Origin of the sequence: Butyrivibrio sp. AE3009, from assembly GCF_000420845.1 — a bacterium.
GTDB lineage: Bacteria > Bacillota > Clostridia > Lachnospirales > Lachnospiraceae > Butyrivibrio.
The window spans coordinates 43,916-62,834 of the sequence record NZ_ATVS01000008.1; the positions used below are offsets into that span (position 1 = coordinate 43,916).

At 45.1% G+C, this 18,919-nt stretch carries 18 protein-coding genes; 6 read left to right on the top strand and 12 right to left on the bottom strand.

Features of this window, described 5'->3' with window-relative positions:
• Window positions 1–4 precede the first annotated feature (4 nt).
• Together G588_RS19400 and G588_RS0106005 are read left to right on the top strand one after the other, a co-directional pair.
• Entirely contained in the window at window positions 5–2,707 is a 2,703-nt protein-coding gene (locus G588_RS19400) for a translation factor GTPase family protein (RefSeq protein ID WP_022777853.1), read from the top strand.
• 118 nt (window positions 2,708–2,825) lie between these two features.
• Window positions 2,826–3,137 (top strand): hypothetical protein, encoded by a 312-nt coding sequence (locus G588_RS0106005; RefSeq protein ID WP_022777854.1) that lies wholly within the window; start codon window positions 2,826–2,828, stop codon window positions 3,135–3,137.
• 83 nt (window positions 3,138–3,220) lie between these two features.
• On the opposite strand, the gene G588_RS0106010 is transcribed toward G588_RS0106005, so the two are convergent.
• Together G588_RS0106010 and G588_RS0106015 are read right to left on the bottom strand one after the other, a co-directional pair.
• Window positions 3,221–3,445 (bottom strand): helix-turn-helix domain-containing protein, encoded by a 225-nt coding sequence (locus G588_RS0106010; RefSeq protein WP_022777855.1) that lies wholly within the window; start codon window positions 3,443–3,445, stop codon window positions 3,221–3,223.
• A 13-nt stretch (window positions 3,446–3,458) separates the two neighbouring features.
• Window positions 3,459–4,154: a DUF2975 domain-containing protein gene (locus G588_RS0106015; RefSeq protein ID WP_022777856.1), complete on the bottom strand. Its 696-nt coding sequence runs from the start codon at window positions 4,152–4,154 to the stop codon at window positions 3,459–3,461.
• 218 nt (window positions 4,155–4,372) lie between these two features.
• Between G588_RS0106015 and G588_RS0106020 the strand changes: the two genes are divergently transcribed.
• The 3 genes from G588_RS0106020 (at window position 4,373) to G588_RS0106030 (ending at window position 6,668) form a co-directional block, all read left to right on the top strand.
• Window positions 4,373–5,329 carry a DMT family transporter gene (locus G588_RS0106020; RefSeq protein ID WP_022777857.1) on the top strand — a complete coding sequence of 319 codons (957 nt, stop codon included), beginning with the start codon at window positions 4,373–4,375 and terminating at the stop codon, window positions 5,327–5,329.
• Entirely contained in the window at window positions 5,326–6,357 is a 1,032-nt protein-coding gene (locus G588_RS0106025) for an aldo/keto reductase (RefSeq protein ID WP_022777858.1), read from the top strand. The genes G588_RS0106020 and G588_RS0106025 overlap by 4 nt, the downstream gene beginning before the upstream one ends.
• A gap of 89 nt (window positions 6,358–6,446) precedes the next feature.
• Window positions 6,447–6,668 carry a DUF1858 domain-containing protein gene (locus G588_RS0106030; protein ID WP_035787974.1) on the top strand — a complete coding sequence of 74 codons (222 nt, stop codon included), beginning with the start codon at window positions 6,447–6,449 and terminating at the stop codon, window positions 6,666–6,668.
• Between the two features lie 61 nt (window positions 6,669–6,729).
• Here the strand turns inward: G588_RS0106030 and G588_RS0106035 are convergent, their stop codons facing one another.
• The 9 genes from G588_RS0106035 to infC form a co-directional block, all read right to left on the bottom strand.
• Window positions 6,730–7,908, bottom strand: a complete 1,179-nt coding sequence (locus tag G588_RS0106035) for an LppM family (lipo)protein (RefSeq protein WP_022777860.1) — start codon at window positions 7,906–7,908, stop codon at window positions 6,730–6,732.
• Window positions 7,909–7,935: 27 nt separating this feature from the next.
• Entirely contained in the window at window positions 7,936–8,868 is a 933-nt protein-coding gene (locus G588_RS0106040) for a DUF1848 domain-containing protein (protein WP_022777861.1), read from the bottom strand.
• 15 nt (window positions 8,869–8,883) lie between these two features.
• Window positions 8,884–9,345: a GNAT family N-acetyltransferase gene (locus G588_RS0106045; protein WP_022777862.1), complete on the bottom strand. Its 462-nt coding sequence runs from the start codon at window positions 9,343–9,345 to the stop codon at window positions 8,884–8,886.
• A gap of 355 nt (window positions 9,346–9,700) precedes the next feature.
• Window positions 9,701–12,094, bottom strand: a complete 2,394-nt coding sequence (locus G588_RS0106050; RefSeq protein WP_022777863.1) for an alpha-galactosidase — start codon at window positions 12,092–12,094, stop codon at window positions 9,701–9,703.
• 15 nt (window positions 12,095–12,109) lie between these two features.
• Complete coding sequence (locus tag G588_RS0106055; protein WP_022777864.1) at window positions 12,110–12,673, bottom strand: TetR/AcrR family transcriptional regulator; 564 nt, start codon at window positions 12,671–12,673, stop codon at window positions 12,110–12,112.
• A gap of 67 nt (window positions 12,674–12,740) precedes the next feature.
• The gene (locus tag G588_RS0106060; RefSeq protein ID WP_022777865.1) at window positions 12,741–14,180 is read right to left on the bottom strand and encodes an aminoacyl-histidine dipeptidase; all 1,440 of its coding nucleotides are present in this window, start codon (window positions 14,178–14,180) and stop codon (window positions 12,741–12,743) included.
• A gap of 144 nt (window positions 14,181–14,324) precedes the next feature.
• The gene (gene rplT, locus G588_RS0106065) at window positions 14,325–14,681 is read right to left on the bottom strand and encodes a 50S ribosomal protein L20 (protein WP_022777866.1); all 357 of its coding nucleotides are present in this window, start codon (window positions 14,679–14,681) and stop codon (window positions 14,325–14,327) included.
• A 63-nt stretch (window positions 14,682–14,744) separates the two neighbouring features.
• A complete protein-coding gene (gene rpmI / locus G588_RS0106070; protein ID WP_022777867.1) occupies window positions 14,745–14,945 on the bottom strand; it encodes a 50S ribosomal protein L35 in 201 nt (66 codons plus the stop codon).
• An 84-nt stretch (window positions 14,946–15,029) separates the two neighbouring features.
• The gene (gene infC, locus G588_RS0106075) at window positions 15,030–15,581 is read right to left on the bottom strand and encodes a translation initiation factor IF-3 (RefSeq protein ID WP_022777868.1); all 552 of its coding nucleotides are present in this window, start codon (window positions 15,579–15,581) and stop codon (window positions 15,030–15,032) included.
• 284 nt (window positions 15,582–15,865) lie between these two features.
• Here infC and G588_RS21340 point away from each other — a divergent pair, with 284 nt between their 5' ends.
• Window positions 15,866–17,770: an N-acetylmuramoyl-L-alanine amidase family protein gene (locus G588_RS21340; RefSeq protein WP_022777869.1), complete on the top strand. Its 1,905-nt coding sequence runs from the start codon at window positions 15,866–15,868 to the stop codon at window positions 17,768–17,770.
• A 91-nt stretch (window positions 17,771–17,861) separates the two neighbouring features.
• Here G588_RS21340 and G588_RS0106085 read toward each other — a convergent pair whose 3' ends face one another.
• A complete protein-coding gene (locus G588_RS0106085) occupies window positions 17,862–18,917 on the bottom strand; it encodes an ABC transporter substrate-binding protein (RefSeq protein ID WP_022777870.1) in 1,056 nt (351 codons plus the stop codon).
• Window positions 18,918–18,919 lie beyond the last annotated feature (2 nt).

Genomic DNA, 18,919 nt, shown 5'->3' on the forward strand with positions numbered 1-18,919 from the left:
TTTTATGAATACTAAAAAGATAACACTTGGCATCCTGGCACACGTGGATGCCGGCAAAACCACATTGTCCGAAGGGATGCTCTATCTCTCCGGCACCATAAGAAAACTCGGAAGGGTCGATCACAAGGACGCCTTCCTTGACACCTATGAACTAGAAAGAGCCCGCGGGATTACTATCTTCTCCAAGCAGGCTCTTTTCGACTGGAAAAACAATAGCTTTACTCTTCTTGACACCCCCGGCCACTCGGACTTTTCTCCCGAAATGGAGCGGACTCTTCAGGTTCTGGACGGTGCGGTTCTAATCATCAGCGCCGCAGACGGTGTCACAAGTCAGGTGCGTCTTCTCTGGAAGCTCCTGTCTCACTATCAGGTTCCCACCTTCATTTTCGTCAACAAAATGGATCAGGCAGGCTCAGACAAGGCTGCTATTTTGGAGCACCTGAAAAAGGAGCTGGGAAGCAATGTTATCGATTTCTCCGATGGGACAGCCTCACCCGATACTCAGGAAGAACTGGCGGTATGTGATGACAGCCTTTTATCTGCATTTCTTGAGGGAAAAGAGGTCTCTGATTCCGATATAACCGGTCTTATCTGCAACAGAAAGAGCTTCCCTGTAATCTTCGGAAGCGCCCTTAAGATGCAGGGCGTAGAGGAGCTTCTTAATCTTATCACAACTCACCTGTCCCCCTCCGCAGAGGATGGATCAGGCGCTTTTGGTGCAAGAGTATACAAGATAAGCCGCGACAACCAGGGCAACAGACTGACTCACCTCAAGGTCACCGGCGGGGTTATTAAGGTAAGGGACCTTATCGGTGAAGAAAAGATAGACCAGATCAGGATCTACAACGGTGAGAAATTCGAAGCCGTCAAGGAAGCAGGCCCCGGCACAATCTGCGCCGTGACAGGTCTGTCCTCAACAAAGGCCGGAGAAGGGCTTGGCTGCGAGAAAAAAGCCTCTGAGGCAGAACTGATCCAGCCCATCATCTCCTGCTCTCTCATACTTCCCGAAGAGACTGACACCTTATCTTTTTACAAAAAGCTCATGATACTGCAGGAAGAGGAACCCATGCTTCGTATCTCCCTAAAGGACCTTCCCGGAACCTCAGAAAAGCAGATTGAAGCTCAGGTAATGGGCGAAGTCCAAAAAGAGATCCTGCATCACCTTATCAAAGAGCGTTTCGATACGGATATTTCCTTCGGACCGGGCCACATCGTTTACAAGGAGACAATAGCATCTGCTGTGGAAGGCGTAGGACACTTTGAGCCCCTAAGGCACTACGCAGAGGTTCACCTTCTTATGGAACCGGCAGAGCCTGGAAGCGGCATCATACTTGATAACATCTGCAGCACCGACGTCCTTGCCCTTAACTGGCAAAGGCTCATCCTCACCCATCTGCAGGAGAAGGCCCACAAGGGTGTCCTTACAGGCTCAGAGATAACGGATATCAAGATCACTCTTTTGACCGGCAGAGCCCATGAGAAGCATACCGAGGGAGGAGACTTCAGACAGGCCACCTACAGGGCTGTGCGCCAGGGACTTATGGAGAGCGATTCAGTCCTTTTGGAACCCATGTTTAATTATAGGATGGTTCTGCCTCAGGAATCGGTTGGCAGAGCCCTTAACGACATACAGAGAATGAACGGCACTGTGGGTCTTCCTGACATGGAAGGCGGCAAATCCGTGCTGACAGGCACCATTCCGGCAGCCTGCCTTGGGGACTACGCATCGGAGCTTACCTCCTACACCCACGGCGAGGGCTATATAACCACCACCTTAAGCGGCTATGCTCCCTGTCACAACCCGGAGGAGGTCATTGCATCCTTTGCTTACGACCCGGAGGCTGATCAGGACAATCCTTCCTCTTCTGTCTTTTGCTCCCACGGCGCAGGAACACTTATTCCCTGGAATGAGGTACGTAGTTACATGCACCTTGATACCGGCTGGAATCCCGAAACCGGCTTTGAGAAAAAGACTGACCTCACTGACAGTATCGACATGGAGGCCCTTAAAAAGCTCCAGGCCCATAAAAGGAAGGATACTGAAGATAACCGCTCTTTTGCGGAAATAGACAGAGAGATAAGAGCCACCAACAATGAGCTGATGGCCATATTCGAGAGAACCTACGGCCAGATCAAGCCACGGTATGTTGAGAACTATGAGGAGCGACGCCGCACCAAGGACACTCCCCTTGCAAGCGAGGGCCCCGCTCCCGAGGTATCTCTTAGTAAGAAAAAAGCTGCGGGCCTCGAGGCCAAGAGCGCTCTCATCGAACGCCCCAAAGAATATCTTTTGGTTGACGGTTACAATGTGATCTATGCGTCACCGGAGCTGTCAAGCCTTGCTCAGACAGACCTTAAGGCTGCCAGAGACGCTCTCATTGACCTGCTGGTAAATTTCGCAGGTTTTCGCAGGGAAATAGTCATCCTTGTCTTTGATGCCTACAAGGTTCCTGGAGGTACCGAGCACATAGTAAAGCACCACGATCTCACCGTCATCTACACCAAGGAGGCCGAGACCGCTGACCAGTACATAGAAAAAGCAGCCCACGAAATTGGCAAAAAATACAAAGTAACCGTAGCCACCTCCGATAACATTGAACAGGTTATTGTTATGAGCAGCGGTGCCCTGAGACTTTCTGCCAGAGATTTTTTACTTGAGATAAAACATACAGAGGAACAGATCAAAGAAAAAATGAGCAAATTTTGACCTTTTTTCCTGAAAAAAGTGTCATTCGTCCGATTTCAAGTGTCATTCGTCAGATTTTTTACAAAAATGTTACGCAATATGTTATTATTTTGGACGTGAGGGAGAAAGGAAAGACGTTATGAAGAAAAGGATAATAGTGCTTATTACTTATATGTTTTTGCTAGTTGCTACTATCATCCCAGCGGTACTGATGCTCAAGCACTTTGCCTGGTTTTACCACTACGGAGATAACAGCATGTTAGGTCAGAGTGCTCCGCTTCACTGTGGTTTAAGGGGAATCATTATGAGTATTGACAACACCATAGTCTGGGGCGGAATCAGTATCATCCTTTGGACATTTCTCATGATTATTACCGTAACGGTAACAATTTATATGTATGTCCGAATCGCCAGTAACGAACCTTCAAAGGTAACCGGTTACGGCAACTGATTGCGGTTTTCTTACTAAGCGAAGATGGGTCTTCATAATGAAGGCCCATCTTTTCTTGTTCCGATTTTTTCATTCGGATCATATTATTCTTCGTGTTCTGCATTCTTGTCATATTCCAGAATATCTCCGGGCTGGCAGTCAAGTGCTTCACAGATTGCTTCCAGTGTTGAAAATCTTACGGCGCTTATCTTGCCGGTCTTGATCTTCGACAGATTCACGTTGCTGACTCCCACTTTCTCCGAGAGTTCATTGAGACTCATCTTGCGGTCAGCCATAACACGGTCCAGTCTAAGTATGATTTTTCCCATAGTCCGTCCCTCCTTATAATGTCTCATCAGACTCAGTCTGAAGCATTGCGCCGTACTGGAATATATGTGCAAGTCCAAATAAAAGCACAATTACAAGTACTGTTGCCAGATTAAAGTCAAAACCCGAGTTCATTCTTGAAGAAAAAACTGAGGTTACGGCACTTCTTAAAAATCCGCCGACGATTGCCCAGGGAATAAGTGCCCATGCACATCTCTTTATTCCGAAAATAATTGACTCTTCAAAGGGTGATGCAGTTGTCTCCAATGCCTTGCACAGCTTTTTAACAAAGGTTAAAAGAACCAGGCATACTGCTATGTAAACAATCGCGGTGATCAAAACAAATATAATTCTGCTTGAAGTAACTCTTGCAGGCTCCTTAACATATGAAAAAGATATGGTATCACCGGAAACTGTAGTATCTGAAGGTACATAGTTATCACCATTGATAGTCCAGGAGCCTTCGGATGCAAATCCATTCTCTTCAAAATCCTTCGCAGAGATCTGGGAAATATCTTCATTTCTGACTTCTATTACTGCTGTTCCGTCAAGGTTTATTGTGAACAGATCCTTGGGGATGATGAGAAGTGCTATTATTCCGAGGATAGCACATACAAGTCCTATCCATGTGCAAACAATGCATATTATGCTGAGTACTCTTCCTGTCTTACCAATCTGATTGATCTTGCTGATAGCGTTTTCTTTGTTCATGATAACCTCCTAGTGTTGTAATTGAATAATGAGTCGTTGTCTGTTAAATTATTGATTGAACCGGGTTTTATATGCCCCACGCGCGTTTAACTTAAAACATTTAAGTTTTAATGTTTATCGATAAATCAATATTATAATGTCTTTTATCTTTTGTCAACTACTTTTTAATGTTTTTCATTAAATATTTTATCTAAAGGAGATATTATTTAATTTTAATTATGAGCACATCCAAAACAAATGTAAGTCTCAAACAGCTGAAAAGCTCATTATTACTGCTTCTGGCGGCAATTGTATGGGGCGCAGCCTTCGTGGCTCAGTCCGTTGCCGGAGAGAGCATAGGTACCTTTACCTTCAACGGTATTCGTTTCATTATCGGAGGAATATGTCTCCTTCCCTTTATACACAAACAGGGAACAAAGATCACCTCCATATCCCGTGAAAAGCTCCTGGGAGGAGTACTGTGCGGCACTGCCCTTTTCCTGGCTTCAACAGCCCAGCAGGCAGGAATCGCCATGGGTGCAGAAGCCGGAGAAGCAGGGTTTCTTACAGCCTGCTATATAGTACTTGTGCCTGTTATCGGAATATTCCTTGGAAGAAAATGCTCCGGTATCGTATGGATCGCAGTAGGTATCACTCTGGCAGGGCTATATCTTCTTTGTTTTCGGTCTTTTCCAAGAAACGGTCTGCTATCCATGTCGGGAGCCAATTTAATGCTTCTTCTTTGCGCATTTCTCTTTTCGGTGCAGATTCTTGGTATCGACCATTACGCTCCCACCATGAGTCCGGTGTCCCTGGCCTGCGTGCAGTTCTTCGTAAGCGGCGTACTGTCCTGCTTAATGGCTGTTTTTACAGAAGTTATTCCGGATCCTTCAGGCTGGGCAGCCTCCTTGTCAGTTCCGAGTGCATGGATACCGATACTGTACACCGGAATCTTCTCAAGTGCAGTTGGTTACACACTTCAGGCTGTGGGACAGAGGGACTTAAATCCCACCTTGGCATCGCTTATTATGAGTATGGAATCTGTTTTTTCCACGTTGTTTGGCTGGCTTATCCTGGGACAGACCATGACTGCAAGAGAACTTTTGGGCTGCGTCCTCATTTTTACCGCAATAATCCTGGCCCAGGTTCCCCTTCCGCAAAATGATAAGAAGAAAAAGAAAGGAGATTACTTATGAAAAATATAACGCTCGGAAGTACCGGTATCACCGCCCCTCAGAACGGTTTTGGTGCTCTTCCCATCCAAAGGGATGACATGGACACTTCAGTCAGAATCCTGCGAAAGGCCTATGAAGGCGGAATCACTTATTTCGATACCGCAAGGGCCTATTCAGACAGCGAGGAAAAGCTTGGCAACGCTTTTTCCGGCGGCATCAGGGAGAAAATCTATATTGCAACCAAGACCCACGCCAAGACTCCCAAGGATTTCTGGAAGGATCTTGAGACCTCACTTAAGCTTCTTAAGACCGACTATATCGACCTGTACCAGTTCCACATGGTACCGCAGTGCTTTAAGCCAGGCGATTCCACAGGCCTCTACGAATGTATGCTACAAGCCAAGGAAAAAGGCATGATCAGACATATCGGTGCCACAGCCCACAAGGTCATGGTAGCCATGGAGTGCGTAGAGAGCGGTCTGTATGAGACCATGCAGTTCCCCTTCAGCTATCTCTCCTCCCAAAAAGAGATTGAGCTTGTTAATCTGTGCAAAGAAAAAAATGTCGGTTTCATCGCCATGAAGGGACTTGCCGGAGGACTTATCAACCGCTCCGATGCAGCAATGGCCTATATGACTCAGTATGACAATGTAATGCCTATCTGGGGAATACAAAGAGAATCCGAGCTGGATGAATGGCTCTCATATATGGACAAGACTCCTGAGCTCACAGGTGAGATCAAGGAGTTCATTAAAAAGGAGCAGGCAGAGCTTGCCGGCGACTTCTGCCGTGGCTGCGGTTATTGTATGCCCTGCCCCGCCGGAATCCAGATCAACAACTGTGCCCGCATGTCCTTGATGCTAAGGCGCGCTCCTTCAGAGAACTGGCTTACCGACGCCTGGCAGGCAGAGATGAAAAAGATCGAAGGCTGCCTTAATTGCAGAGCCTGCACCACCAAATGCCCTTACGAGCTAAACACTCCTGAGCTTCTTAAGAAGAATTATGAAGATTACAAAAAAGTTCTTGCAGGAGAAGTTAGTGTGCGCTAAAATGATTTAGCACAATCTTTTTCGAGGTGTAAAAGATGAATTTAAAAGATTTATTCTTTGGAAATGATACAGAAAGTGAGGAGAATACAATGTCAGAAGTTAAAGATCTTATTACTCCCGATATGCTTATGGGAGATATCATTACCAAGCATCCTCTTGCAGCACAGTTCCTTATGGAGTGCGGAATGGGATGCATCCACTGCCCCGCTTCCCAGATGGAATCACTGGCTGAAGCCTGCGTGGTACACGGCATCGACAGCGAAGAGATCACAGATGCACTTAACGAGTATCTGAGCGAGCACAATGCATAATAAGTATTAATGATTAAAGGAGCTGCATGGCAGCTCCTTTTATTGTTCATATCCTGTTCTCTTAACTTATCCTGAAACCGCAGATTCCGCAGAAAGAATTACCATCCTTAATTGTTGCGCCGCACTTCGGACATACAGAGACCGGTGCTGCAGCGGTAGGTTCATTACTCTGGTTCATCTGTGTTTCCACCTGCTGACTTATAGGCTGTTCCACCTGCTGATTCATCATCTGCTGGTTCATCACTGGCTGATTCATCATCTGTTGGTTCATCATTTGTTGGTTCATCACCTGCTGGTTCATCTGCTGCTGATTCATCACCGGCTGGTTCATCTGCTGCTGATTCATCTGCTGATTCATCACCTGCTGGTTCATCATCTGCTGACTCATAGGCTGACTCATAGGTTGACTCATCTGCTGACTCATAGGTTGATTCATCTGCTGACTCATAGGCTGTCCCATCGGTTGATTCATCGGCTGTCTCATCTGCTGATTCATCTGCTGCCCGTAAGCTCCCATGGGCTGACCATAGGGCATACTTTTATTTTTCTTGGAATTATTTATAAGATAAAAAATAACGCCGCCAACCACCAAAAGAATAGCAAAAAGGTAGCCTGCCATCTGATACAGATCCTTAACTTCAAAGCCCCCTATAGATCCCGAACCCGATTCCGCATCACCAAGGTCATACTCAACGTGAATTGCCTGACCGCCGGAGAGCTCCATAAGATCCCAGGTAAGCGTCCTTTCGTCATCGGATATATCAGTTGCATTGCACTCAGTCACTGCAACAGGAAGCTCTATTACTGCTGTAATATAACCATCATATGCATCCATGTAATCCTTGTAAACAACAAGCTGTTCATAATAATCTTCGTCAAAAAGAGTCCAGTCTATTGTATATTTACTGCCGCTTCTTTTGACCTTCATCTGCAGTGCATCCTGCCTGGAATCCATCTTCTCCAGGTCAACATCTTCCTGCGTCGCAATATATCCGGTATAACCATCGTCGTAATATTCGCTTATGGTCCAGCCTTCCTTTTCAAGCCCCTTCATATCTTCGCTGAGCGTTGAATCATACTGATCCCCCGAGTCACCGGTAAATTCGTCGCTGAAGGCCATAACGATGGAAATATCCGCCTTACCGCTTTTATCTATCTTAACAGTGGTGGCGCATCGCATACATCCGGTCATAAATGTAGCGCATATAAGTATCATAAACATTGAAAATACTTTTTTCATCCCGGTTCTCCCCGTTATCATTTTTGTCTATAGAAAATCAAATGTAAGCTGTCCATCGATCCAGCTCTCCTGCACAGCCTGATGGATCTCATCCTCCGGCCTTATATTACCTATCAAAAGTGGCGACTTCGGATCATGATTCTTCCTGTTATTGCGCACAGTCTGCTCATCATAATTGGCATAACAGTATCTGCACATATGAAGACAGGTGTTATACATTCCAATATCGTTTCCAAGGAAACAATCGCAGATAGCCCTGGTATTTTTGTTCTTCGGAAAAGCCATTGTGTTATGTACTGCTTTTTCAAAGATCTCCTGAGTCATGCAGCCGCTGCAATCAGCTCCGAATTGCTCCAGCTCATTTCCCTCGCCGCAGGGTCTTAGCGTCATGCCGTGCTCTGCTGCAATCTTAACCATGTTCTCTCCAAGGTAGAGGCGATCTTTCTTCTCTATCGTCTTGGCCTCGGGAAAATTCTTTTTAACCTTCTGATACAGATCTATAAAGCTGATCACCGCAGTTTCGGTATATCCTTCAAGGGCCTTCGCAATCTCCGCAAACTTTTCAAGATGATATCCTACCGTGTACTTCTCATCAAGAAAAATAGGGTCATACCGCCATCCCATGGAATCCACCCCTGCAAATTCCGAGAGCTTCTTAAAGGTCTCTATAACCTGCGCCGTATCCGGCACATTGGGCTCAATATCCCTTCCAAAGCCCGTTATCGTCACGTACCAATATGTGCCGTAAGGTCTTAGCAGATCAAGATATTTCAGCATCGGCTCCGGATTCTTGGAACAGAAACTAAACAGATCCACCACAAATGGATGGAGCACATACTTCGTAACATAGGTCATATTGTAAGGGTTTCGCACATAAACGAACCCTTCTCTCAACCTATTCGCAAACCAGTCTGCATAAAATGCCGGTATATCCGTCCTCGACCCGGTCTGAATAATCATTTACTTAAGCTCCTATTACAGTAATTCCATATTTATCGACTTCTCCGTAAAACCATAATGGCTGTACATCTCGTACGCCGCCTTATTCCTGGCATTCACCTGTAGCTCGATTCCATCCGCATGCTTCTCTTCCTTAAGCTCTCTGACTTTTTCAAAAAAGAGATGCCCTATTCCCTGCCCTCTGAAGCCTTCATCCACAGCCATACTGTCTATGAACACAACATCTCTCGTCACATGCGCCGGAGTCTCAATATGCCTGTGATCAATGCCCATCGCTCCGACAACTGCTCCATCCATATCCGCAACAAAGAATTTCCCACCACTGCACATCTCATCAAATATCACTTTGGTAAAAAAATCCTCATTTCGCCTATAAATATCAGGTCTCCATTCCACATGCATTTCCTGCACCTGGCCCATGATTCTTCTTACGTCTTCAAAATCAGACTCTTTTGCACTTCTTATCACAGTCCCCATCAATTACCATTCCCCTAACGCGCATATTTACAAGAATCTTAGCATTGAAGAACATTCTATTCAAGCGCCTTTTCGGTATTCTTGCAATGATTTTAATCTATAATAATTGCTCTTCTTGCGGCTTCACATATACACCGGCTCTTCTCAGGCCGCGACGGCTGTGATCAAGACAAAATCTGTCGATTTCGGGGTTGCGGAGTCGAGACCCATGAATCAGGAGCGCCTTATGCACGAGTGATTCATGTCCGGGGCTTGGCGAAGCGTTTAGCACCGTGAGACAGATTTTGTCATGATCACAGCCGTCGCGGCCCGAGAAGAGCCGGGTCCGGGAAACCACTATGATTCAATTATTCGCTTACGCTTCCTCGAATACGTAGAGGCGCACATCCTCGGTGCGCATTATGCGGGTGTCTTGGTTGTAGCCGGTACCACTGAAGGAGGGATTCAGCGCTACTCCATGATTATTGAATGCCGCTCCTGTCGCCGTAACCTTCTGCTCCTCGCTGCTGACATTCACCACTCTGTCAATTATTGTATGCAGCAGCCCATCCTGCTTCACATGAACCGGAACCATCGTATTAACAAGACTTCCGAACTCCTTGACACTAAGAGGAACCACTCTGTTTCTCATATTGTAGACCTTGTCCTCAGCAAGTCCGACAGTCTTTAAGCATCTGTAATCATTGTTGGGCTTGGAATTTCTCTCCACAACAAAGGAAACAGCCTTCTTCTTATCCCTGCTGACAATGATATATCCATAGTCGGGAAGTCTGTAATAATCTCCGAACTGGAATACCTCTCTCCAATTCTTGTAGAACTCAACCTGCTCTGCAATAACCTTTTTATCAGACTCTGACAGATCGCAGAGATTGAGCTCATAGCCAAAACAGCCCGCACAGGCAATCTCATACCTGGTCTCAAGGGGCGAATTGTTAAGTGTCTGATGATTAGGGCACGCAGAAACATGTGCTCCCACAGTGCTGGCGGGATATCCGTAGCTGTAGCCTCTCTGGATATCAAGTCTGCACATGGCATCCGTATCATCGGATCCCCAGATCTGAGGGAAATAGCACAGTATTCCAAGATCAAATCTGTTACCACCTGCAGAGCAGCCCTCGAACAGAATATCCGGGAAGCTCTGGGTCAGCTCCTTCATAATGCGATACAGTCCCAGATAATATCTGTGCATGAACTCGCCCTGTCTTCTCTCACCAAGGCTTGCTGAAAATCTGTCGGAAAAGATCCTGTTCATATCCCACTTAACGTAGGAAACCTTACCTGCAGAAAATACCCTCTTCATGGACTCTATAACATAGTCCTGAACCTCTGTCCTTGTAAGGTCAAGGTTCATCTGGTTTCTTCCCTTGGAATGGGGCTTACCCGGAATCTGTACAGCCCAGTCCGGATGCGCTCTGTAAAGGTCAGAATCCTCATTTACCATCTCAGGCTCTACCCAGATACCGAACATCATTCCAAGATTCGTTATCTTATCTGCAAGCTCCTGAATTCCTCCGGGGAGCTTCTTCTTATTCTCGTACCAGTCGCCAAGTGATCTCTTATCATCGTTTCTTACGCCGAACCAGCCATCGTCCATGACAAAAAGCTCGATTCCGCACTTCTTAGCCTCTTTTGCAAGAGCCACAAGTGACCCCTGGGTAAAGTTAAAATACGCGGCCTCCCAGCTGTTAATAAGAATCGGTCTCTCCTTGTCGCGCCAGGTTCCTCTTACCACATGCTTTCTTACGAACTCATGCATGTTGATGCTCATGGCATTCATGCCCCTGCCGGAAAAGGTCATCACCGCCTCCGGAGTCTCGAAGCTATCCCCGGGGCCAAGAAGCCAGGAGAAGCTGTTAGGCTGAATACCGCATACAAACCTGCTCATATTTACGCCGTTGGAAGAAAGAGCTTCGTAGTGATCTCCGCTGTAGATAAGGTTAAATCCATAGCACTCACCGTGCTCATCATCCGCATCGATATCACTTACAATAACAAAAGGATTGGATCTTGATCCTGACTCTCCGGCATTAAGCTCCTCGCATACAACCTTGCCGCCTGTGCAGACAGATTCGTGCTTGCCCATCTCATTGGCCCATCTTCCATGGAAGGAAGTCATTTTATAAGCGGGACGGTTAAAGTCGATCTGGGTGCTGAGGAGTCTGTCGATCACCACCGCTTTGTCGCTGTCGTTATATACGATCGCACTTCTGGTGATCACATCGATGCTCTCAAACACCGAATAGATCAGCATCAGCCGCACATTGTACTGTTTATCCTTAATTACGATAAAAAGCTGCTCATCCGCCTCATAGGAAGAAGGAAGAGTCTCCAGCATTGCCTTACCTTTTTTTACCTCGAAATTCTCAAAGGTAAAGTCCACAGTCTTGGAGCCGTCTGCATAGGTAAGCTCAACGAAAGGCTCTCTGATATCGCCTTTACCAAAGGAAGACATCTCGAGATTAAGCTGCTCCAGGAATACACCACTGAACTCATCAGAGTACACATTCATGTTTCCGCCGCCAAAGAAGTGCTTGGGGGCAACAGCATCAGCTACTTTCTCGATGCCCTCCTTGCCAAGCTCTGTTACTTCCTCACACTTGCCGCTCTCCATGGCTTTTTTTACTCTCTCCTTGGAAAAAAGAGATCCACCGTAATGGATATGCTCCAAGTGCCCCGAATCCAGCTTTCTGAACATATATGAAGTGCCGGCTGTCTGAAGTAAAAATAAATGTCCGTCTGCGTAGATCATTGACTACCCTCCCTGTTACTTAACTCTAAGTCCGTTGATAACGATATCGATCATCTCATTAAGAGCCTCTTCATAGCTAAGATTCGTGTCTGAAAGATCCTCAGAACTAAGGAATCTCTCGATGGCTCCCTCAATCATCAGCTTCACAATTCCAAGAGGTACCTTTCTGATAAGGCCCTGCTCCATTGCCTTGACCAGGAGCTTATCCGTCTCCTCCCAGTCTGTCTCAATCCTGTGTGCTACCTTCTGGTAAACAAGAGGATACTTCTCCTTGAGCTGATATACTCTTCTGAAATCGATATTCTTATAATTATCGGGAAGGCAGACAATCAGTTTGGAGATTTTCTCCACAAGATCAAGACTGTCGTCCGCAAGAACCTCTGCTTCCTTTCTCTTGATAGCAGAGAATCCGTAATCTACTGTGGCAAAAAAGAGTTCATTCTTATCCTCAAACTCTTTATAGATGGTCTTCTTGCTGATATGAAGCTCCTTGGAAATATCGTCCATTGTAAACTTCATACCCTTTTTGTTGAACTGGTTTATAACGGAATCCATTATCATCTGTCTGATTTCATTCACTACTTGTAACCCTCCTATAGATGTACGGGGACACGCCAAGGCATGTCCCGCGAATTAAATACCCCAATTAGGCAAGAACTGCCTTTAAATACTCCCATACATTCTTTGTTGAAGCCACAGAAAGCTTCTCCTTGGCTGAGTGGATATCCTGCATGTCAGGTCCGATGGAGATGCAGTCAAGGTCATCAATCTTCTCACTTAAAAGACCGCACTCAAGACCTGCGTGGATTGCCATAACCTGAGGTTTTTTGCCGTACATTTTCTCGTAAACGGATACCATATGGTCTCTAAGCTCTGACTCCTGTCTGAACTTCCATCCGGGATACTCTCCGCTGATCTCGTAGCTTCCGCCAAATACTGTGGTGATGGAAGTAACCTTCCTCATAAGTGCCTTCTTGGAAGAACCTACGCTGCTTCTTACTGACTGATCGATTGTAACCTTCTCCTCATCACACTTGATGATTCCAAGGTTAAGTGATGTCTCCACAAGTCCCTCGACAGAAGAACTCATAGCCTGTACTCCGTCAGGCATTGCACAGATTGCGGTAAGAACCTTTTTGGTGTCCTGGGGAGTAACTGCGCTCTGCTCCGCTGACTCAGCGACTTCGGATACTGCGATATCAAGGCCGGGATCCTTCACCTCAAGCTCACCCTGCACGTCCTTAAGGGTAACTCCTACGCTCTTAACAAAAGCATCAACGTCTTCTGCATTCACAAGAACAAGAGCTGTAGCTGTGGAAGGAATAGCATTATCGGCAACACCGCCTTCGATAGTAACAAGCCTTACGTCTACATCATCCAGCGCCTCCAAAAGAGTTCTTGCAAGAATAATATTCGCATTACCTCTTCCGCACTTGATCATCTCTCCTGAGTGTCCGCCCTGAAGTCCGGAAATATCTACCTTGAGAAGATTACCAACAAAGCTCTCTCTCTTAAGAGGGAACTGGGAATAGATCCTTGCGCCGCCTGCGCAGCTAACGATAAATGCTCCCTCTTCCTCGTTGTCGATGTTGATGAGCTGCTTGCCCTTAAGATCTGAAAGGTCAATTGCTGCTGCTCCGAACATACCTGTCTCTTCATTGGTTGTTATTACAACCTCCAGCGGAGGATGAGGAATGTCCTTGGAATCAAGAAGTGCAAGACAGTATGCAACCGCAATTCCGTCGTCGCCGCCAAGGCTGGTTCCCTCTGCCCATACGAACTCACCGTCTGTGGCAGTGCGAAGACCCTCAGTCTTCATATCAATGTCACAGTCATCATTCTTAACCGCAACCATATCCATATGGCCCTGAAGAATAACAGGCGCCTTGTCCTCGTAGCCTGCGCTTCCGGGAGCCTTGATTATTACATTGAGTTCGTCGTCGCGGCGTACCTCAAGACCTCTCTCCTTTGCAAAAGAAACAAGATAATCACTGATCTTCTGAAGATTCCCGGAGCCATGCGGAATCCTGCAGATCTCCTCGAAGAAATGAAATACTTCCCTGGGCTCTAAATTCTCAAATGCCATAATTATTCCTCACTTTGTATTTATGTTAATTTTTGTAAAATTCCACTAAAAATGGAGTATCGAAGGACTCGATACTCCATAATAATACTCTAAAAAAACTATTTAATCAATGAAAGTTTCCCAAATAAAACTTGTAATTTTCGATTAAGCAATTTTCTCTTTTGCAAGCTCTGCAAGTGTCTTGAATCCATCAGGATCGTTAACTGCAAGCTCAGCAAGCATCTTTCTGTTGATGTCTACGCCTGCAAGCTTAAGACCATGCATCATGTTGCTGTATGAAAGACCATTGATTCTAGCTGCAGCATTGATACGTGTGATCCAGAGAGATCTCATATCTCTCTTCTTCTGCTTACGTCCAGCAAATGCTGAAGTAAGTGCTCTCATAACTGACTGCTTAGCTACTCTGTACTGCTTGGATCTTGCTCCTCTGTAGCCCTTTGCAAGCTTTAATACTCTTTTATGCTTCTTCTTGGCATTTAATGCGCCTTTAACTCTTGCCATCTTAAATTCCTCCTAAAATTCTAATAAACTAAACCGGAAATACATCTTCTATAACGCTGAGAATTAAGCGTAAGGAAGGATGCTCTTCATTGTCTTTACATTTGTAGCGTCAACAAGTCCGGCATGTCTGAGATTTCTCTTTCTCTTTGTGGACTTCTTTGTTAAGATGTGGCGCTTATACGCTTTGTTTCTCATGAGCTTGCCAGTTCCTGTAACCTTGAATCTCTTGGCAGCAGCTCTCTTTGTCTTCATCTTTTGCTGCATAACTAAATCCTCCTAATTCTTCACTTAAGTCTTATGATAGATAAATATCATAGATTTATCTTTAACCAGGTATGTGGCTAAAAATCAATTCTTCTTCTCGGTAAGGAACATGGTCATACTACGTCCCTCAACCTTGGGCTGTTTCTCAACAACCGCTACATCTGCCAGGGCCTCTGCAAAGTCAGTAAGAATGTGAACGCTGGCACCCATATGAGCCATCTCTCTTCCGCGGAAACGAAGAGTGATCTTAACTCTGTTTCCTTTCTCAAGGAACTTCTTGGCTGCATTGACCTTGGTATTAAGGTCATTGGTGTCGATGTTGGGAGAAAGTCTGATCTCCTTGATCTCAACAGTCTTCTGTTTCTTTCTTGCTTCCTTCTCCTTGCGAAGCTGCTCATACTTGAACTTACCGTAATCAACAACTCTGCAAACAGGTGGCTTGGCTGTGGGAGCGATCATTACAAGATCAACACCCTCATCGTCAGCGATCTTCCTTGCATCCTGGATTGACATAACACCCAGCTGATCCCCTTCGATACCAATTACACGTACTTCCTTAGCTCTGATCTGGTCATTAATAAATAACTCGCTAATGGCTTTATCCTCCGATAAAATAAAAAAAGTGGATACTCGCATGTATCCACTGAAAATCTAAGTCAATCAATTCTCATGATCTGAGAAGATTTGAAAAGATATTAACCACTACTGGCGAAGCCGCAGGGTGAGAGTGGATACTCTGCTTTGTTTTCAAATACTGAGATAATATAACACAGATAAATATATGTTGTCAACACCAAACTTAAAATTTTTTACTAACTAAAGGTTAATGTTATTTCGCTAAAATCTCGCTTAAAATTTAGGCAGTGGCGCTTCTTGTATTGCCATTATAACAAATTTTCTTATAGGAAAGGTGGGATTTTATGAGAAAGATATTCTTAACAAGGTTACTGGCCGCAGCATTGTGTACAGGCCTTATTTTACAACCCGTGACTGCTTATGCCTCACAGTCTGCTGATGAGGAAATTACAGAACAGGTAGTTCTTGAAGAGGTTTTTGAGGAAACTGCGCCAACCAATTTGCCTGCAGAACCGGATGAAGTCAGAGACCCTATGCCCGGTGTGACACAGCTGCCGTCACTTACCGGTGTGCGACTTGAAGGAAATCTTTTGTATTGGGATCCTTTCCCTGATACCCCCTTATATTGGCTTGATGTAGGTGATAAGAGAGAATATTTATCTGATGAGAGCATGCCATGTGATCTGTCTGTACTCTTCCATGACACCTTTAAATTGGATCCGGGATCCTATACCCTGCAGTTCTATGCAATAAATTGGGATGGTTACAGGAGCAGTGAAGTTAGTGAGCTTGAATATACATATACCCCAAAGAAAACTCCTGTTAAAAATGTAAACATCACGACTAATGCCAAACAGCTCCTTATAGACGGCGCCGTGAAAAGGGGGCCGGTTGTTATCACCACAGATAATCAGGCACTTAGCGTACAATACTCTTATTGGTTCAAAGTTCTTTCTAACGGATATTCACGCACTTATGATGATTCGTTTTTCACTCCCGGAACTTATAATTTCACATGTATGGCCGTTATTAATGATGCATATAAAGATACCTTCGAGATAGATGAAAACATAACGATTACAATTGACGGAGTAGCTTGTACCCCTTATGACAGGATAACCAGTACTGAAAACCCCGTTTACTTCTTCAGATCCGGCAACTATGAAGTAAAAGAGATTCCCAAGATCAATAATCTTCGCGTCGAAGGAGATCTTTTGTATTGGGATCCGGTGAAGGATGCGTCCTCATACAGACTTGATATAGGCGCACATACTAATTATCTTACAGAGGATGATATGCCCTATAACCTGAAGGATGCTTTTAGCAAGACCGAACTGATATCAGGTGATTATACAATTTATTTCTCTGCACTTAATCAGAACAATGAGAGAATCACGAACATATATGAGCTTAATTATACATATAATAATAGGACTCTCATTGATAGCATCTCAGTATCTACTGATGCCAAAGATCTTTTGAAAAACGGAAATGCCAGAACAAAAGCAAAGATAACAAATGAAGAGAACCCTGAAGTAACCGTGAATTTCTATAACTGGCGCAAAGTATCAGAAGATGGAACAGAAAAAGACTTCTATGATAAGACCTTTACCCCCGGAAAATACAGATTTGAATTAGCTGTTTATCTTAATGCATCCTATGTTGACAAATATGAGCTGGATGAAAACACACAGCTTGTTATTGACGGAGTAGCTGTGAAATCCCATAATCAGATAAACAGCTATGGCAAATATATTATGTATTTCTATTCTCCATACTTTGAGATAGAAGTACAGCCTGAACCCGTTAGCGGCAGGTGGTTTGTGAAATATGGCGCAACGTACTATGAATTATCCACAGGTGAACCGGCTACCGGAGTTCTTGTAATTGATGGAGATTATTATCTGTTCAACAAAAGAGGCGTTCGTCAGACAGCCACTTTCTATGAGGATGATGGAAAGACTTACTACTTCGGAAAGGATGGCAAGAGAATTACAGGCTGGATGACCAAGTGGGCATCAACCTACTACTTTGACGAAGATGGTGTGATGCAGACAGGCTTCACAGATATTGATGGTGATACCTATTACTTCAAAGCAGATGGCAGACAGGTACATACCGCCTGGATTACCATCGCTGATAAAAAATATTATGCTAAGTCCGACGGAAAAATTGCAAAATCTGAGACCATAACTAAGTGGGGCAAGAAGTACAGCTTTGATGCAGACGGAGTATTGATATCAAAATAAAATAAAAAAGTTGCTATAAAAAATGCGGCTCAGGGATCCAATCTGCCTGATTGAATCTCCGGGCCGCCGTCTTTATACACATATCTATTAATTATGGTTTATCTACAGTGTAAGTCTTGTCGTCTACAGTGACAGCTGTAACGTCAGGAATTGAGCTGTATATCTTCTCATCAACATAATTGAACTTATCGGGCTGTTCTCCCCTTTCAAGAGCCTTGATAAGAGCATCAACCCTTGGTCCGTGCATGGGATTGCATTCAGCGATGCAGGATATCTTGCCCTCTCTTGCGTAGCTCAGTGCCTGCTCATTAACTCCGTCAAAGGAAACCACCATGACCTCACCGGATTTAATATTGGAGCCGACTCTTTTGCCGGCATTCTCAAGAGCGGTTATAGCTCCGATAGCCTCATTGTCATTCTCACAGTAGACCACATTGATGTTGTCAAAACGCTTGAGAAGAGCCTCCATTACCTCCTGGGCCTTGGCCTCGGTGAAATCTCCCGACACCTCTTCCATCAGATCCCAGCCATAGTCTCTTGCAGCGTTGGCTAGTCCTCTGGTTCTTCCGATCTGGGCTGTATTACCTATTGTTCCCTGGATATTTACTATATGAAGATCCTCAGGTGCAACTCCGCATTTGGTAGTGTAGGCATTGATCCAGGCAGTTACCTTCTTGGCCTCCAGTTCAAAATCCGAGCCCACCCAGCAGGAATACAGATTCTTGTCTGAAGCATTCACTCTTCTGTCCACTATGATGACCGGAATATGCGCATCTCTGGCCTCCGAGAGAACCGATTCCCACCCGTCCTCATTGGCAGGGGCCAGAACTATATAGTCCACATCCTGCTGAATAAAGGTTCTGATGGCGGTTATCTGATTGGCCTGCTTCTGCTGTCCGTTTTTATAGACCAGAGAGTAACCGTTTTCCTCAGTGAAGGTTCCCAGCATCGAATTGGTATTGGCACTCCTCCAGTCGGATTCTGCCCCCAACTGAGAGAAGCCGACCGTTATTAACGTGTCGGCTTTTGATGTACTACTGCTTAAGTCTGCGGCTTCATCGGAGGAAACAGTGTTTTCTCCGCAGCCGTACATTATGCTTATTGTTAAAAGAAATACTACTGCAAATATAGATAGGTATTTTTTCATAT

Excerpts from the sequence above, each read along its gene's own strand:
- G588_RS0106050 (WP_022777863.1), bottom strand. The coding sequence starts at position 12,094 with ATGATCTACGCAGACGGACATTTATTTTTACTTCAGACAGCCGGCACT.
- G588_RS0106010 (WP_022777855.1), bottom strand. The coding sequence starts at position 3,445 with ATGGGAAAAATCATACTTAGACTGGACCGTGTTATGGCTGACCGCAAG.
- rpmI (WP_022777867.1), bottom strand. The coding sequence starts at position 14,945 with ATGCAGCAAAAGATGAAGACAAAGAGAGCTGCTGCCAAGAGATTCAAG.
- G588_RS19400 (WP_022777853.1), top strand. The coding sequence starts at position 5 with ATGAATACTAAAAAGATAACACTTGGCATCCTGGCACACGTGGATGCC.
- G588_RS0106015 (WP_022777856.1), bottom strand. The coding sequence starts at position 4,154 with ATGAACAAAGAAAACGCTATCAGCAAGATCAATCAGATTGGTAAGACA.
- G588_RS0106060 (WP_022777865.1), bottom strand. The coding sequence starts at position 14,180 with ATGGCATTTGAGAATTTAGAGCCCAGGGAAGTATTTCATTTCTTCGAG.
- G588_RS0106020 (WP_022777857.1), top strand. The coding sequence starts at position 4,373 with ATGAGCACATCCAAAACAAATGTAAGTCTCAAACAGCTGAAAAGCTCA.
- G588_RS0106085 (WP_022777870.1), bottom strand. The coding sequence starts at position 18,917 with ATGAAAAAATACCTATCTATATTTGCAGTAGTATTTCTTTTAACAATA.
- infC (WP_022777868.1), bottom strand. The coding sequence starts at position 15,581 with ATGCGAGTATCCACTTTTTTTATTTTATCGGAGGATAAAGCCATTAGC.
- G588_RS0106030 (WP_035787974.1), top strand. The coding sequence starts at position 6,447 with ATGTCAGAAGTTAAAGATCTTATTACTCCCGATATGCTTATGGGAGAT.
- G588_RS21340 (WP_022777869.1), top strand. The coding sequence starts at position 15,866 with ATGAGAAAGATATTCTTAACAAGGTTACTGGCCGCAGCATTGTGTACA.
- G588_RS0106025 (WP_022777858.1), top strand. The coding sequence starts at position 5,326 with ATGAAAAATATAACGCTCGGAAGTACCGGTATCACCGCCCCTCAGAAC.
- G588_RS0106045 (WP_022777862.1), bottom strand. The coding sequence starts at position 9,345 with ATGGGGACTGTGATAAGAAGTGCAAAAGAGTCTGATTTTGAAGACGTA.
- G588_RS0106005 (WP_022777854.1), top strand. The coding sequence starts at position 2,826 with ATGAAGAAAAGGATAATAGTGCTTATTACTTATATGTTTTTGCTAGTT.
- rplT (WP_022777866.1), bottom strand. The coding sequence starts at position 14,681 with ATGGCAAGAGTTAAAGGCGCATTAAATGCCAAGAAGAAGCATAAAAGA.
- G588_RS0106040 (WP_022777861.1), bottom strand. The coding sequence starts at position 8,868 with ATGATTATTCAGACCGGGTCGAGGACGGATATACCGGCATTTTATGCA.
- G588_RS0106035 (WP_022777860.1), bottom strand. The coding sequence starts at position 7,908 with ATGAAAAAAGTATTTTCAATGTTTATGATACTTATATGCGCTACATTT.